Origin of the sequence: Rhizobium sp. AC44/96, from assembly GCF_001692185.1 — a bacterium.
In the GTDB taxonomy this organism is placed as follows: domain Bacteria; phylum Pseudomonadota; class Alphaproteobacteria; order Rhizobiales; family Rhizobiaceae; genus Rhizobium.
On record NZ_LXKO01000037.1, the window covers coordinates 244,714 to 259,976 of the forward strand.

General features: G+C 59.9%; 14 protein-coding genes. 4 read left to right on the forward strand and 10 right to left on the reverse strand.

Going from position 1 to position 15,263, the window contains the following annotated elements; genetic code table 11:
- Nucleotides 1-8: 8 nt before the first annotated feature.
- From A6U87_RS24965 to A6U87_RS24990, 6 genes are all read right to left on the reverse strand, one after another.
- Complete coding sequence (locus tag A6U87_RS24965; protein WP_065694009.1) at nt 9-770, reverse strand: sugar phosphate isomerase/epimerase; 762 nt, start codon at nt 768-770, stop codon at nt 9-11.
- Nucleotides 771-811: 41 nt separating this feature from the next.
- Nucleotides 812-3,277 (reverse strand): glycoside hydrolase family 2 protein, encoded by a 2,466-nt coding sequence (locus A6U87_RS24970; RefSeq protein ID WP_065694010.1) that lies wholly within the window; start codon nt 3,275-3,277, stop codon nt 812-814.
- Between the two features lie 124 nt (nt 3,278-3,401).
- Nucleotides 3,402-4,487 (reverse strand): ABC transporter ATP-binding protein, encoded by a 1,086-nt coding sequence (locus A6U87_RS24975; protein WP_065694011.1) that lies wholly within the window; start codon nt 4,485-4,487, stop codon nt 3,402-3,404.
- 3 nt (nt 4,488-4,490) lie between these two features.
- A complete protein-coding gene (locus tag A6U87_RS24980) occupies nt 4,491-5,417 on the reverse strand; it encodes a carbohydrate ABC transporter permease (RefSeq protein ID WP_065694105.1) in 927 nt (308 codons plus the stop codon).
- A 4-nt stretch (nt 5,418-5,421) separates the two neighbouring features.
- Nucleotides 5,422-6,327, reverse strand: a complete 906-nt coding sequence (locus A6U87_RS24985) for a carbohydrate ABC transporter permease (protein WP_065694012.1) — start codon at nt 6,325-6,327, stop codon at nt 5,422-5,424.
- A 208-nt stretch (nt 6,328-6,535) separates the two neighbouring features.
- Nucleotides 6,536-7,771 (reverse strand): ABC transporter substrate-binding protein, encoded by a 1,236-nt coding sequence (locus tag A6U87_RS24990; RefSeq protein WP_065694013.1) that lies wholly within the window; start codon nt 7,769-7,771, stop codon nt 6,536-6,538.
- A 453-nt stretch (nt 7,772-8,224) separates the two neighbouring features.
- Between A6U87_RS24990 and A6U87_RS25000 the strand changes: the two genes are divergently transcribed.
- Both A6U87_RS25000 and A6U87_RS25005 read left to right on the forward strand, forming a co-directional pair.
- Complete coding sequence (locus tag A6U87_RS25000; RefSeq protein ID WP_065694015.1) at nt 8,225-9,265, forward strand: LacI family transcriptional regulator; 1,041 nt, start codon at nt 8,225-8,227, stop codon at nt 9,263-9,265.
- Nucleotides 9,266-9,323: 58 nt separating this feature from the next.
- A complete protein-coding gene (locus A6U87_RS25005) occupies nt 9,324-9,881 on the forward strand; it encodes a cysteine hydrolase family protein (RefSeq protein WP_065694016.1) in 558 nt (185 codons plus the stop codon).
- Between the two features lie 83 nt (nt 9,882-9,964).
- On the opposite strand, the gene gndA is transcribed toward A6U87_RS25005, so the two are convergent.
- Nucleotides 9,965-11,416, reverse strand: a complete 1,452-nt coding sequence (gene gndA, locus A6U87_RS25010) for an NADP-dependent phosphogluconate dehydrogenase (protein ID WP_198928758.1) — start codon at nt 11,414-11,416, stop codon at nt 9,965-9,967.
- Nucleotides 11,417-11,622: 206 nt separating this feature from the next.
- Here gndA and A6U87_RS25015 point away from each other — a divergent pair, with 206 nt between their 5' ends.
- Both A6U87_RS25015 and A6U87_RS25020 read left to right on the forward strand, forming a co-directional pair.
- Nucleotides 11,623-12,021 (forward strand): SRPBCC family protein, encoded by a 399-nt coding sequence (locus A6U87_RS25015; RefSeq protein ID WP_065694018.1) that lies wholly within the window; start codon nt 11,623-11,625, stop codon nt 12,019-12,021.
- Nucleotides 12,022-12,024: 3 nt separating this feature from the next.
- Nucleotides 12,025-12,378, forward strand: a complete 354-nt coding sequence (locus A6U87_RS25020) for a VOC family protein (RefSeq protein WP_065694019.1) — start codon at nt 12,025-12,027, stop codon at nt 12,376-12,378.
- Here A6U87_RS25020 and A6U87_RS25025 read toward each other — a convergent pair whose 3' ends face one another.
- The 3 genes from A6U87_RS25025 to A6U87_RS25035 all read right to left on the reverse strand — a co-directional run bounded on the left by A6U87_RS25025 (nt 12,379) and on the right by A6U87_RS25035 (nt 15,237).
- Nucleotides 12,379-13,098 (reverse strand): PAS domain-containing protein, encoded by a 720-nt coding sequence (locus A6U87_RS25025; RefSeq protein ID WP_065694106.1) that lies wholly within the window; start codon nt 13,096-13,098, stop codon nt 12,379-12,381.
- Nucleotides 13,099-13,268: 170 nt separating this feature from the next.
- Complete coding sequence (locus A6U87_RS25030) at nt 13,269-14,204, reverse strand: lipid A biosynthesis lauroyl acyltransferase (protein WP_065694020.1); 936 nt, start codon at nt 14,202-14,204, stop codon at nt 13,269-13,271.
- A gap of 4 nt (nt 14,205-14,208) precedes the next feature.
- Nucleotides 14,209-15,237 (reverse strand): zinc-binding dehydrogenase, encoded by a 1,029-nt coding sequence (locus A6U87_RS25035; RefSeq protein WP_065694021.1) that lies wholly within the window; start codon nt 15,235-15,237, stop codon nt 14,209-14,211.
- Nucleotides 15,238-15,263: the final 26 nt, after the last annotated feature.

Below are 15,263 nucleotides of genomic sequence, written 5' to 3' on the forward strand. Positions count from 1 at the left end.
GATTTGCCTCAGTAGGTCTTGAAGGATGCGATCGAGCGGGTGATCAGGCGATCGACATCGGCCGGATTGTCATGCTCGACGACGTAGTGCTTGGTCTTGGTACCCTTGAGAGCAGCGATGAGCTTTGCCCAAGGCAGCGTGCCGTGGCCGACGTCTGCCCAGCCATCCTCGTTCTTGTTCTCGCCTGCGGGTGCGATGTCCTTGACGTGAGCAGAGGTGATGCGCGAGCCGAGCTTTTCGATCCAGGCGAACGGATCTGCACCGCCGCGAACGACCCAGGCGATGTCCGCTTCCCAGGAAATGTCAGGCGCGCCTTCGAAGATGCGCTCGATCGGAAGCGAACCGTCTGCAAGCTTCACGAACTCGAAATCGTGGTTGTGCCAGCCGAACTCGTAGCCCGCATCCTTGTAGGGCTTGCTCATTTCCTGCAGGCGCTTGCCGAATGCCAGCCAGCCGGCACCATCGGTCGGGCGCTGTTCGGCAGCCAGATGCGGCGCATAGATGGAATCCATGCCGAGGATCTTGGCAATGTTCAGCGACTTCTGCACTTCGCCGTCGAGGAAATCGGGGCTGAAGTGGCCGCTCGCCATCGTGAGGCCGTTCTTGTCGAGTTCGGCGCGCAGGCCCTTCAGACCGGCATCGTCGAGATCGGCATAGATGCCGCCGAAGCCTTCGACTTCCTGATAGCCGGCCTTGCCGAGCTTTTCGAAGATCGCCGAATAGGGCTGGAAGTTGCGGGCGCTATAAAGCTGGAAACTCAGTTTCGTCATAATATCCTCCTCGGGCCTCGTGCCCATTCATTTAATCAGGATCAATCCACGGACTGACAGGACTGCAGGTCGTAGAAACGGAAGTCCGGCAAGGCGCCACCAGCAAGCGGCGTGGCCGGGGTGAAGGTGATGCGGCGCGTCTCGCCCGCCGCCAGATCGAAGGCATTGTCGGAATACTTGCCGTCGGTGTCGGTCTCAATCATCACGAAGAGCGCAAGTCCCTTGGCAGTGACATTGAGGCAGACAGAGCCGTCTTCCTCGACATATTCGTGGGTGACCATCAGGCCCGCAGGTTCGAGCTCCAGCGCCTTGTAGGTGCCGTGCACGTAGTGCCCCTCGCCGCCCATGCCGTTCGATGCCGTGAAGCGCCAGGCGAGCAGCGTGCCTGCAGGAATGTCGGAAACATCGATGCTGGCAGCCGTCACAGCGGCATCCGGCGTGCAGACTGCCTGCACGTCCTTGAGATGCTTGCGCGCGCCCATCATGTCCAGGATCGAGATCGACAGATCGACGCTAACCTCGGCAAACGTATCGTTGACGAGCGAGAAGCGGATCTGCTTGCCGTCGTCCGATGGGATGGCGGCAACCGCGACCGGCTGGAAGAAGCGTTTGACGAGATAATGCATCGCCTTCCAGCGACCGCCGTAATCGAGGCTAGACCACGATGCCACGGGCCATGTGTCGTTCAGCTGCCAGTAGATCGTGCCCATGCAATGCGGCTTCAGCGACCGCCAGTATTCCACCGCCGTCTTGATCGCGAGACCCTGCTGGATCTGGCTGAGGTAGACGAAATTCGGGAAATCCTTCGGGAAGCGGAAATAGCGGAACATCGTGCCGGCGATACGCTCGTTGCCGCCGGCGTTCTTCTGATGCAGCTCCATGACCGGCGACGCGACGTTCATGTCCTTGGCCTCGGCATAAGTCTTGATGACGGGCAACGAGGTATAGGACTGGAAGCCGAACTCCGAGCAGAAGCGCGGGCGAACCGAACGGTAATTGTCGAAGGACTTGTTCTCGTGCCAGACCGACCAGTAGTGCATGTCGCCGGAGCCATCGGCATGCCAGGCGTCTCCGAAATCGAGATAGCCCGACGCCGGGCTCGATGGCCACCAGATCGCATCCGGCGCCGCCTTCTTCATCGCCTGTTCGATCACCCGGTTGAGGCGGTCGTAGGAGACGAGATAGCGGTCGCGGTCCTTGCGCGATTCCTCGAACCATGTGAGCGCGCCCACCAGCTCGTTATCGCCGCACCAGAGCGCGATCGACGGATGCGAGTTCAGGCGGCGGACCTGATAGTCGACCTCGAGCGAAACGTTGTCGAGGAAGTCTTCGGTCGAGGGATAAAGATTGCAGGCGAACATGAAGTCCTGCCAGACCATCAGGCCGAGCCGGTCGCACAGATCGTAGAAATGATCATGCTCATAAAAGCCGCCGCCCCAGACGCGGATCATGTTCATGTTGGCGGACTTGGCCGATTGCAACAGGTCCTCGGTCTTGTCAGGCGACGACAGCGAAAACAGTGCGTCGGCCGGGATCCAGTTGGCGCCGCGGCAGAATATCTCGCGACCATTGACCTTCAGCGCGAAACGGGCGCCGGCAGCGTCCGGCGTGGTGATGAGCTCGACCGTGCGAAGACCGATCTGCTTGGTGACGGCATCGGAAGGCAGATCGACGGTCAGCGCATAAAGCGCCTGCTCGCCGCTGCCCGACGGCCACCAGAGACGCGGCTTGTCGATCTCGAGCACATGATTGACGACAGTCTCGCCCGCGCTGACGCCGACATCGAGCCGCACCCGCTCTCCATCGAGCGAGAAATGCACGGGAACGATGCCGGGGTTCGTGGAGAACAGCGTCGCCGTGACCTTCAGATCGACGGAACCGTCGAGATTATGCACCTGCTGCGTCGTCACATGCTCGATGCGCGCGGTGTCGAGACGGCGCAGCGCGATCGTGCCGTAAAGACCGAGCGGCGCGATCGCGATGTTCCAGTCCCAGCCGAAATGGCACTGCGGCTTGCGCAGCATGTTGCCGTTGGGGATCGGCGAGTTACCGGTCGAATAAGGAATGTAGAAGGGCTGCTTGCCCTGCCGGTCCGCCCCCGCCGCGATGCTCGAATGCAGCACGATGCGGATGACGTTCTCGCCGGATTTCAGATGGCTGCTGACATCCGGCCGATAGCGCCGGAAGCTGTTGTCGGCGACGAGCGCCGGCGAGCCGTTGATGAAGACGGCGGCCACCGTGTCGAGATAATCGATATCGAGATACCAGTCGCCGTCCGGCTCCGCCACCGTGAAGCTGCGCTCGATCGACCAGTCGCGATGCGCCACCCACTGCACGACCTCTTCGTTGCGGCCGAAATAGGGATCGGGGATGAGCTTGGCGGCATGGAGCGCCGAATGCACGTCGCCGGGAAGCGTGATCGGCGCGGTGATTTCACCATCCGTGGAGGTGAGCTTCCACGAGCCTGAGAGGTCGAGGTTGAACCCGTTGGTGGGCAAGGATGTCATAGCACTGTCCGATCAGGCCGCTCTTGGGAGAACCCGTCACCGGGCTGCGACCGAATGTGGTTGGCCGATAAGGCCGATTGGAAGAACGGGCGGAGCTTTTGCGGCCCCGCCCGCAGCGTAGTGTCTAGAGGCGCAGTTCCGTCTCGGCATCGAAGATCGACGCCAGCGACATGTCGAAGCCGAGCTTGACCTGCGAGCCTGGGCTGAAGCGGCGGGCGCCGTTGATGCGCACCGACATCGTATGCCCGGCATGCTTCAGCCAGAGCAGGTTGTCGGCGCCCATTGGCTCCTCGATGTCGACGGTGGCATCGTGGACCTCAGCGCCAAGGTTCTCGTTGACCTTGATATGCTCCGGCCGCACGCCGAGCGTCACCTTGCGGCCCGCCTGCAGCGGCCCGCTCGCCTCATAGGCATCGACGTTGAAATCGACGCCGTTGGCGGTGAACACGGTGGCATCGCCCCGCTTGGCGATCTCGCCGCGCAGGAAGTTCATCGACGGCGAGCCGATGAAGCCGGCGACGAAGAGATTGCGCGGCTTGTTGTAGATCGTCGTCGGATCGGCGAGCTGCTGGATGATGCCGTTCTTCATGATCGCGATGCGGTCGGCAAGCGTCAGCGCCTCGATCTGGTCATGGGTGACGTAGATCATCGTGTTCTTCAGCGACTGGTGCAGACGCTTGATCTCGACGCGCAGCTCCGAACGCAGCTTGGCGTCGAGGTTCGACAGCGGCTCGTCGAACAGGAACACATCGACATCGCGCACCAGCGCACGGCCGATCGCTACACGCTGCCGCTGACCGCCGGAAAGCTCGGCCGGCTTGCGCTTCAGGAGTGGCTGGATCTGCAGGATCTCCGAGGCGCGGGCCACGCGCTTGTCGATCTCCTGTTGCGGGATCTTGGCGACCTGCAGGCCGAAGGACAGGTTCTTCTCGACTGTCATCTGCGGGTAGAGCGCGTAGGACTGGAACACCATGCCGATGCCGCGGTCCTTGGGCTCTTCCCAGGTGACGTTCTTGCCCTTGATGTGGATCTGACCCTCGCTGATATCGAGTAGGCCGGCGATGCAGTTGAGCAGGGTCGACTTGCCGCAGCCGGAAGAGCCGAGCAGCACCAGGAACTCGCCGTCATTGATCTCGAGATTGAGATCCTTGAGAACGCTGACAGAACCGAAGTTCAGCGAAAGGTCTTTGATGGATACGCTCGAATTCATGGATCAGCCTTTCACTGCGCCGGCGGCGATGCCACGGACGAACAGACGCCCCGACACGAAGTAGACAACGAGCGGCACCAGACCCGTGAGGATCGTTGCGGCCATGTTGACGTTGTATTCCTTCACGCCCTGGACGGAATTGACGATGTTGTTGAGCTGCACGGTCATCGGATAATATTCCGGCCGCGTGAAGACCACGCCGAACAGGAAGTCGTTCCAGATGCCGGTGACCTGCAGGATCATGGCGACGACGAAGATCGGCAGCGACATCGGCACCATGATCTTCAGGAAGATCTGCCAGAACCCTGCCCCGTCGATACGCGCAGCCTTGAACAGCTCCTGCGGCAGCGACGCGAAGTAGTTGCGGAAGAGCAGCGTCAGGATCGGCATGCCGAAGATCGAGTGCACGATGATCAGCCCGGTCAGCGTTCCGTAGATACCGAGTTCGCGCAGCACGATGACGATCGGATAGATCATCACCTGGTAGGGAATGAACGCCCCTATCACGAGGATCGAGAAGAACAGTTCCGAGCCCTTGAAGCGCCAGTTGGCCAGCGCATAGCCGTTGACGGAGGCAATGGCGATCGACGCGATGACGGATGGTACGGTGATGCGCACCGAATTCCAGAAACCGCGCGAAAGACCGTCGCAGTTCAAGCCGGTGCAGGCCGTCGCCCAGGCCTTCACCCACGGTTCGAAGGTGATCTCCATCGGCGGCGAGAAGATGTTGCCCATACGAATCTCGGGCATCCCCTTCAGCGACGTGACGATCATCACGTAGAGCGGCAGCAGGTAGTAGGCGGCGGCGACGAACAGCGTGCCGTAGAGCATGATGTTGCGCGGCGAGAGCACCCGCTTCGGCTTCTTGCCGTTCGGTCCGTCGAAGGACTTGACCGGTGCCAGTGCGACCTCGGCGGTATTGAGAGCGATGGTATCAGGCACGTTTACGCCCTCCCCCGAATTCCAGATAAGCCCATGGAATGATGATGATCGCGACCGTGATTAGCATCATGGTCGAGGCGGCGAAGCCCTGCCCCAGGTTCTGCGCCTGGAACATGTAGTCGTAGACATACTTGGCCGGCACTTCCGACGAGATGCCCGGTCCACCCGACGTCTGCGCCACCACGAGGTCGTAGACCTTGACGATACCGGACGCGATGATGACGAGCGTGGTGATGAAGACGGGACGCATCATGGGGATGACAATGAAGAGATAGGTCTTCCACATCGGAATGCCGTCGACGCGCGAGGCCTTCCAGATGTCTTCGTCGATCCCGCGCAGGCCGGCGAGCATCAGGCACATAACGAGGCCTGTTCCCTGCCAGAGTGCTGCGATCAACACGCCGTAGATGACAATGCTCGGCGTATAGAGCGGGTCGAAGGTAAAGCTCGTCCAGCCGAGCGAACGCACCACCGACTGCACGCCGAACTCGGGATTGAGCACCCATTGCCACACGAGGCCGGTAACGATGAAGGACAGCGCGAAGGGATAGAGGAAGATCGTCCGGAACGCATTCTCGAACCGGATCTTCTGATCCATCAGGGCGGCCAGCGTGAAGCCGATGACGAGGCTGAAGATGAGGGAGAGAACGCCGTAGACGGCAAGATTCTCGATGGAGACGATCCAGCGTGGTGCAGCCCAGAGGCGCTTGTACTGGTCGAAACCGACGAAGCTCAACCGTGGAAGGAGCTTCGAGTTGGTGAATGAGTAGAACACCGTCCACACCGTGCCGCCGAGAAAGATGACCACGGCGGTCAGGATCATGGGGATCGACGCAATCTTCGAGTTCAGATTGCGCAGTAACTGGTTTGGCCGGCCTGCTTTCGCTTGACCCGTCATTGTGACTCCTCCTGAATCGCAAGTCCTAGGTGATCCAGAGCGCGGACCGTCTCTGGCCAGCTCCTCTCTTCACTCCCGTCTGGAGACTGAATGCCTCATCGGCCATTTCAGTCTCGATCACTGCCGCAGCCGGGTCACTCAGCGAGTTCCAGGCAAATCCGGCTCCGTCGAAACGGAGCCGGATCGCAACAGTATCGGAATGCGACGATCAGTCGGCAGAGCCGATGATTTCAGCGAAGCGCTTCTGGGCAGCTTCAGGCGTCATCGACGGATTGGCGAAGAACTCCGAGAAGAGGTCTTCCTTCTGCTTCTGGCTGTCGGCCGAAAGCAACTGGTCGGTGCCTTCGATCACGTTGCCCTTCTTCAGGATCTCGAGACCCTTCTTCATGCAGTCGTTGGCGGCTGCGAGGTCAACGTCGCCGCGAACCGGCAGCGAGCCCTTCTTCAGGTTGAAGGCAACCTGGGTCGTGGGGTCGAGCAGCGTCTTGGCGAGAACGTCCTGCGCCTTCGACTTTGCTTCATCCTTGAGCTTCGGGAAGTAGAAGGCATCACCACCGGTAGAGATGATCTCGTTCACGCCGAGGCCCGGAAGGCAGGTGTAGTCGGTGCCAGCCTTCTGGCCGGCCAGCGCGAATTCGCCCTGTGCCCAGTCACCCATGATCTGGCCGCCGGCCTTGCCGGTGATGACCAGATTGGTTGCCTGGTTCCAATCCTGGACATTGCTGCCCTTCGACATCTTGCGGGCGTCGTCTGCAGCCTTGAAGACCTTAGCGATCTCGGGACCAGCAGCTACGTCGGCATCCTTGTCCTTGAACACCTTGTAGAAGGTATCCTTGCCGGCGATTGCGACCAACAGCACGTCGAACGCGCCTGTTGCCTGCCACGGCTGACCACCGACGGCGAGCGGCACGATGCCGGCCTTTTCGAGTGCCGGTGCGGCAGCGACGAACTCATCCCAGTTCTTCGGCACTTCGACGCCGGCCTTCTTGAAGGCAGCGTTCGAAAGCCACAGCCACTGCCAGGAGTGGATGTTCACGGGAGCGCAATAGATCTTGCCGTCGATCGTGCAGCTGTCGAGCAGGCTTGCCGGACGAATGATGTCCTTCCAGTGCTCGGCGGTGGCGACATCGGTCAGGTCGCGCATCAGGCCGGCCTGAACAAGTTCTTCAGCCTGACGGCCATGGTTGAACTGCGTAGCGCCCATCGGGTCGCCACCGGTGATGCGGCTGACCATGATCGGACGCGCGGTGCCGCCGGAACCGGCGATAGCGCCGTCAACCCAGTGGTTGCCGGTCGCGTCGAATGCCTTGGCGAGTTCAGCCACGGCAGCGGCTTCGCCACCGGACGTCCACCAATGCGTGACTTCAAGATCGGTCGCGTTAGCCGCACCGAGCGGCAGCACGACGGAAGCGGCGAGCGCAGCCGCCATCAAACGAAAATTCATGAGTTCTCCTCCCTCACTGAAACGTTGCCGGAAAAACTTAGTTCAATCGATATTTGGGCGCAACAGCCACCCTCGAAAATTTTCTCGATGACTGTGATTTGCTACCAATGCCTGTCGAAAAGCACTCATTTTGGACAGACAGCATCTTCCGCAGGCAACCGACTGAGCGCGCGCACAATTCGTATATAACATTGCTTTTGTTTATATTTTTTCAGATGCTTCAACACATATCCCAAAAAATCGGTTCGCAAGCGCAAAAAATCCGAGCAAAGACGACGATTTCAACCATTGAGAGCACTGTCGGTGCCTGCAAGAAAAAACCGCTCGACATTTCTACTGTATCGTTACAGATTTTGCGTCTTGGGGGAGGAGCCGCTTTTGCGTTCTTTGGGCTTACAGCGCTTCCAAAAGACACTATAAGCGGGACCAAATCGCGCAGGACGGCCTAGAGGCATGGAAAACAAAGCAAATTTTGGAGGAACTACCTCCGAGGTCACTCGGGAACGGCCGACACTGAAAACGATTGCCTTCATGACCGGGCTCGGTGTCACTACAGTTTCCCGCGCCTTGAAGGATGCCCCCGATATCGGCGCCGAAACCAAGGAACGCGTGCGGATGGTCGCCCGCCAGCTTGGCTACCAGCCGAACCGCGCCGGCGTGCGCCTTCGCACCGGCAAGACGAATGTCATCGCCCTCGTCCTCAGCATCGACGAAGAGATCATGGGCTTCAGCAGCCAAATGGTGTTCGGCATCTCGGAAGTGCTGACCGGCACGCCTTACCACATCGTCGTGACGCCGCATTCCCACAGCAAGGATCCGATGCTGCCGGTGCGATACATCCTGGAAACGGGATCGGCTGACGGCGTCATCATCTCACGCATAGAGCCCGACGACCCGCGCGTCCGCCTGCTGGCCGAACACAACATGCCCTTTGCCACGCACGGGCGCACCGATGCCGGGCTCACCCACCCCTTCCACGATTTCGACAACGAGGCTTTCGCCCATCAGGCCGTCGAGAAGCTGGTCGGGCGCGGACGCAAGCGCATCGCCCTTCTCCAGCCGCCAAGCAAGCTGACCTATTACACGCATATGCGCATCGGCTTTCAGACAGGACTGCATGACTACGGCGCCGAAGAAGTGCCGCTGCGCGTCACGATCGACAATACGCTCGAAGAAATCCGCAACGCCGTCGAAGTAATGATGCGCGCCCCAAATGCGCCTGACGGTATCGTCTGCTCCGCCGGTAGCGCGGCCATCGCCGTCAATGCCGGCATCGAGGCCGCCGGAAAACATCTGGGGCGCGATGTCGACATGGTCTCCAAGGAGTCAGCGCCGATCCTCAACTGGATCCGTCCCGAGATCATAACGGCCTACGAAGACGTCCGGCACGCCGGTCGCGAAATGGCGAAGGCCGTTATCGCCCGCATCGACGGCATCGAACCGGAACTGCTGCAGAGCATCAGCCAACCCGTCTGGTCGCGGAAAGGCCAGTGAAACCAACGCTCAGTTCACCGTACAGTGACTTGAGCGACCAAAGCGGAACCGCAGGACCATGACGAAGGCGTTGCTGATCATCGACGTACAGAATGCCATTCTGTCGGGAAAGGGCTCGCCTGAGCGCCAGCCCATCATCGATGCAGCACTTGATGAAACAATTTCCCGACTGCAGTCCCTGCGCGCTGACGCCCAACGCTGCAGGGCACCGGTGCTGCTCGTTCAGCACGATGGCGCTGCCGATCATCGGCTGGCGGTTGGCACGGAGGGTTGGGCGATCCGGCCGGAACTCTTCCCGACCGATGGCGACACCGTCGTTCACAAGAAAAGCTCGGATTCGTTCTTCGAGACCGAACTTGCGGACAGGCTTGCAGAGAAAGGCGTGACGCATCTGGTCGTCGGCGGCTGCATGACGCAATTCTGCGTCGACACGACTGTCAGACGTGCTGTCTCACTCGGATATGATGTCACGCTGGTTGCCGATGGCCATACCACGGCTGACTCAGGAACGCTTGATTTCGCGGACATCGTCGCACACCACAATGAAACGCTCGACGACTTCGACGCTGGGAAAGCTAGAATCCTCGTCCGTCCCGCAGCCGACATTCAGTTCTAAACGCCAGCAAGTATGACACTCACCGCAAACAAATAAGCCGGACCCAAGGGCCCGGCTTATTTAATTCGTTCAAAGCGCCAACCTTAGAAGGTCGCCGCACCGCTGCCCCATGGGCCGTGGTGGAAGTCTTTGCCGTCGAGGCGGTCGAAGCCGTGCGCGCCGAAGAAGTCGCGCTGCGCCTGGATCAGGTTGGCAGTACCGCGGCCCTGGCGGTAGGCGTCGAAGTACGTCAGCGCCGAGGTGAGCGCCGGAACCGGCAGGCCGGCCTGAAGCGCAGCGCCGACGACGCGACGCAGCGCCGGCAGCGATTCCTTGACCATGTCCGAGAAGGCCGGCGTCACGATCAGGTTCGCAACGTCAGGCGCCTTCGTGAAGGCCGAGGTGATCTCATCGAGGAACTGCGAACGGATGATGCAGCCATCGCGCCAGATCTTGGCGATGACAGGCATCGGCAGCGACCAGTTGAACTCGCGCGAGGCTTCCGCCATCACCGCGAAGCCCTGTGCGTAGGCACCGATCTTGGCGGCGAACAGCGCCAGTTCCAGATCCTTTACCAGCTCCGGACCGTAGGCGATCGGGAACTTGTATTCGGGCTTGCCGAAGATCTTTTCGGCGGCTTCACGCTCGGTCTTCATCGACGACAGGCTGCGGGCGGCAACCGCCGCTTCAATCGCGGTTGCCGGAATGCCCATGTTCTGCGCTTCGATCGCCGACCACTTGCCGGTGCCCTTCTGGCCGGCCTTGTCGAGGATCATGTCGACCATCGCGCCGCCGGAGATCGGATCCGTTGCAGCCAGAACCTTCTCGGAGATCTCGATCAGGTAGGAGTTCAGGTGACCCCTGTTCCAGTCGCCGAAGATGCCGGAGATGTCCTTGGCGCTCTTGCCGAGACCATCACGCAGGATGCCATAGATTTCGGCGATCATCTGCATGTCGGCATATTCGATGCCGTTGTGGATCGTCTTGACGAAGTGGCCGGCGCCGTCATTGCCAAGCCAGGCAACGCACGGGTCACCCTTGTACTTGGCGGCGATCGAGGTCAGCACCGGCTCGACGCGCTTCCAGCTGTCTTCGGTACCGCCCACCATGATCGACGGGCCGTGACGCGCACCTTCCTCACCGCCGGACACACCCATGCCGATGAAGGTCAGTTCGGTGTTCTTCAGCCGGTCGAAGCGGGCGATCGTGTCGCGGAAGTTGGCGTTACCGGCATCGATCATGATGTCGCCCTTGGACAGATAAGGACGCAGGAGCTCCATCTGCTGATCGACGGCTTCACCGGCCTTGATCATGATGATGATCGGGCGCGGCGGGCGGATCGCCTCGACGAACTCCTCGATCGTCTTGCACGGAATGATCTGCTTCTTCAGATCGCCCGCACTTTCGTAGAACTCATCCGTTTTCTCAGGAGTACGGTTGAATACCGCGATCTTATTCCCTTTTTCCGCGATGTTGAGCGCCAGGTTGGAACCCATGACCGCAAGGCCGATCAGCCCGATTTCTGCCTTTTCCACGATAAACCTCCGATGAGTCATTTTGGACCGGTGTTGTGGCACTGTCTCGCCAAAACGGCAAGTTCGATTCGCCTTCGAATTGGCTGCGCATTGCGCCCAATTCGAATTGCGCTGTATTGTTCACAACCGGATCGGGAGGAGATCCGCAGATTGCTGCGAAACGCGTGGGACGCCAGTGAGCACGGCAGCATTTCCTTCCGACATCGCCAGATCAAACGAGGACCGCCATGGCCACAATGCCCGCAAGAATCGTCCACCGCTCCATCGATCGGCCGTGGCGTGACGTCTATGCTTTTGCCGCGGCACCCGAAAACATGCCGCTCTGGGCATCCGGCCTCGCATCCGGCCTAGAGCGTGATGGAGACGATTGGCTCGCGCACGGTGTGCTCGGCACCGTGAAGGTGAGCTTCGTGCCCCACAACGAATTCGGTGTCATCGATCACACGGTGACGATCGAGAGCGGATTGCGGGTCTATAATGCGTTGCGGATCGTGCCCAACGATACCGGATGCGAGATCATATTCACGTTGCTGCGCTTGCCGGGCATGACCGATGAACAATTCGAGGCCGATGGTGCTCATGTGGCGCGCGATCTGGAAACGCTGAAAATACTGATGGAGCAATAGGTAATGGCGACATCCAACAACGATCTCAGGATCGACTATGTCGAGTTCAACGTCAGCAGCATCGAGGCCGCCAAGGCTTTCTACGGCAGCGCGTTCGGCTGGAGCTTCACCGATTACGGCCCCAATTACTGCGAATTCGACGATGGGCGGCTGAAGGGCGGCTTTACCAACCTCGCGGCTCCCCGTCCAGGTGGACCGTTGGTGATCCTCTACGCCGATGATCTGGAGGCCGCGCAGCAGGCCGTCGAAAGGGCCGGCGGCAAGATTGTCCAGCCGATTACGGCTTTCCCAGGCGGGCGTCGCTTCCACTTCAGCGACCCCGACGGCTATGAACTGGCTGTCTGGACGAAGGCCTGATCAGGCCGCGAGCGTCGCCTGGCGCGTCCCGATATCTTCCAGCATGATCAGGGCACCGAAAACGTTTCCGGAGGCGTCGCGCAATGGCGACATCCGGCAGCGGACCTGGTGGACGGTTGCGCCGTCGTTGCGATCATAGGAGTATGCGACCGACTGTCCTGCAAAGCAATCGTCCAACCGGGCCTTCGCACCGTCGGTAAAGCGCGCTTCCCCGATAAATTCGATAATGTGACGACCGATCATCTCGATCGGCTTCTTGCCGAGATATGCCGAATTCGCCGTGTTCGAATAGAGGTAGCGATAGTCCTTCGTCAGCACCGCCACGCGATCCGGCAGTCCCTCAAGGATCGCCGCGTTAAGAAAATTGCCGTTGTCCGTATTCGGCACGTAGCCATCAGGTTGCGCCGCCGGCTGCCCATCGCGCGCAGGCATCTGCCAGCGCGGCACAGGGCTTGCGAAATACTGCTCCATCAAATTCGAGAGCAGCGTGACGTATTCACGAACCGTGTCGCTATCGTCGGCATACTGATCGATAAGGCAGCTTACAAATTGTAGCTGCATGTGAACTTCAAGCGGATCGTTTGCCTTGTAGGCGACGATGGCATCGATAAGCATGACAATGGAATAATCGAGGCGATTGACGCGGGCGTCGTCGCCGCGTCTGATTGCTTCATCGATCTGTGCGCATCGTAGCGAAAACGCCTGAAAAAGCCCCAGCAAAATGCCCCCAATGCCACTTCCGACAGGAAATGCTTTCGAGTTCAGCCGAGGCCGCGCAACAAAGCGAAACCGCGTGCACTCGCCTTGATGGAAAGGGCTAACATGATGCACCTTCATATTCAATGAAGAACGCACCGGAATTTTTCAATGACAAGATGTAAGCGTCAGACTTACTTCAAGACCTGCTTCTTGATCTTCCAGCGGTCATGATACCAGAGCCATTGTTCTGGATACTCTCGCACCCAACTCTCAACCTTGTCGTTCAATAGCTGGGCGGTTGCTGTCAGATCCAGGTTGCCGTTTTCGAGGCGTGGCATTTCGAGCTTTGGCTCGATCTCGAGACGATAGCGGTTTCCAGGCAAACGAATGCAGCGGGCCGGATAGACGTCGCAATTGAACTGGCGCACCAGCTTGCCAAGAAGCGGATTGGTTTTGACCGGCCTGCCGAAGAACTTCGTTCTCAATCCTTTGCCGAACTTCTGGTCGACCAGCACGCCGACGCCCTGCCCGGCTTCTAGCTGGCGGGCCAGCGCGAAGGAGGAGCCGGCATGCGACGGCACCAGCTTGCCCATCCGCGCGCTACGGAAATCGAAGACTTTCTTCGCTACGTAAGGATTGTTCGGCGGGCGAAAGAGCACCGTCACAAACAGGCCAAAGGCAGCGCCAGCCACCGGCAGAAGCTCGAAGTTGCCGGTATGGCCGGTAAAAACGATAAAGGGGCGCCGATTTTCGAGCAGGTCCATGAAGATCGGGATGCCCGACACTTCCACCCTGCCCGGCTCTGTCTGCGCTGGATCGAAGTCGAACAAACGGTCAAGGAAAACATACTCCGCTGCAAGCCGGCCCATATGGCCCCAGCTCGCTACGGCGATGTCCTCGATTTCCTTGTCGGTCTTCTCCGGGAAAGCGTTTCGAAGGTTCACCAGCATCAGCTTGTGACGCGCAAAGCGGGGACCGATCTTGCGCATCAGCCAATCAATGAAACGGATCGAACCATCGGCGGGAAAGAGCTTGAGGAAGCTCAGAAAGCCGAACATCCCCTGTGCAATCAGCCACTGGCGGAAATGCTCAAGGTTGAGGACGATCCGGGTAATGAAGAGCTTCAACGGCTCAATCCATCTTCAGGATGATCTTGCCGAAGATCTGGCGCGATTCCATCCGCTCCAGAGCCTTGTCAATCTCGTTGAAGCCGACTTCCGTGTCGATCACCGGATGGACAAGACCACGCGCCATCTTCTGCATGGCATCCGCCATGTTCTCCATGCGGCAGCCGAACGAGCCAAGCAGCTTCAGCTGCTGCTGGAACAGCATCATCAGGTTTATCTCAGTCGACACGCCGGACGTTGAACCACAGGTCACAAGCCGGCCGCCACGCTTCAGGCAGAACATCGATGCCGCCCAGGTATCCTTGCCGACGTGCTCGAAAACGACGTCGACGCCCTTCTTCTTGGTCAGCTTGCGCACGACGCCTTCGAAGCGGTCGGTGCCGTAGTTTATGACGTGATCGGCGCCAAGCGCCTTGGCTTTCTCGATCTTGTCGTCGGAACCGACCGTCGTGATAACGGTGCAGCCGATCTTCTTGGCAAGCTGGATTGCCGCCGAACCGATGCCGGAGCCGCCGGCATGAATGAGAATGGTCTCGCCCGGATCGAGCTTGGCATTGTCGAACAGCATGTGCTCGACCGTGCCGAAGGTCACGGGTGCCACGGCCGCGGCAACCGCATCGACACCGGGAGGCGCCGGTACCAGCAGGCGGGCCGGCAGATTGACCTTCTCCTGCGCAAAGCCATCCAGATGGAAGCCATGAACACCGCCAACATGTTCGCAAAGATTATCGCGACCTTCGCGGCAGGGGCGGCAGAGACCGCAGGTGCGTGCGCCGTAGATCGAAACGAGCTGGCCCGGCAGCACATTGGCAACGCCCGGTCCGATGGACTCGACCACGCCCGATGCTTCAGCGCCGATCACCAAAGGCATCTTGCGCTTGGCAAAGGCCATGCCGCGCCAGCCCCAAACGTCGATGTGGTTCAGCGCGACCGCCTTGACCCGCAACGTCACCTCGCCGGCGCCCGGTGCTTCCGGTTCCGGCAGATCGGTGATTTCCAGCTTGCGATCATCAATCAGTTGCAAAGCGCGCATGGCAAAATCCTTCGCGGGCGCACCGG

Bases quoted from the DNA above. Each gene is read 5' to 3' on its own strand.
- A6U87_RS24965 (WP_065694009.1), bottom strand. From the start codon at position 770: ATGACGAAACTGAGTTTCCAGCTTTATAGCGCCCGCAACTTCCAGCCC.
- A6U87_RS24970 (WP_065694010.1), bottom strand. From the start codon at position 3,277: ATGACATCCTTGCCCACCAACGGGTTCAACCTCGACCTCTCAGGCTCG.
- A6U87_RS24975 (WP_065694011.1), bottom strand. From the start codon at position 4,487: ATGAATTCGAGCGTATCCATCAAAGACCTTTCGCTGAACTTCGGTTCT.
- A6U87_RS24985 (WP_065694012.1), bottom strand. From the start codon at position 6,327: ATGACGGGTCAAGCGAAAGCAGGCCGGCCAAACCAGTTACTGCGCAAT.
- A6U87_RS24990 (WP_065694013.1), bottom strand. From the start codon at position 7,771: ATGAATTTTCGTTTGATGGCGGCTGCGCTCGCCGCTTCCGTCGTGCTG.
- A6U87_RS25000 (WP_065694015.1), top strand. From the start codon at position 8,225: ATGGAAAACAAAGCAAATTTTGGAGGAACTACCTCCGAGGTCACTCGG.
- A6U87_RS25005 (WP_065694016.1), top strand. From the start codon at position 9,324: ATGACGAAGGCGTTGCTGATCATCGACGTACAGAATGCCATTCTGTCG.
- gndA (WP_198928758.1), bottom strand. From the start codon at position 11,416: ATGACTCATCGGAGGTTTATCGTGGAAAAGGCAGAAATCGGGCTGATC.
- A6U87_RS25015 (WP_065694018.1), top strand. From the start codon at position 11,623: ATGGCCACAATGCCCGCAAGAATCGTCCACCGCTCCATCGATCGGCCG.
- A6U87_RS25020 (WP_065694019.1), top strand. From the start codon at position 12,025: ATGGCGACATCCAACAACGATCTCAGGATCGACTATGTCGAGTTCAAC.
- A6U87_RS25035 (WP_065694021.1), bottom strand. From the start codon at position 15,237: ATGCGCGCTTTGCAACTGATTGATGATCGCAAGCTGGAAATCACCGAT.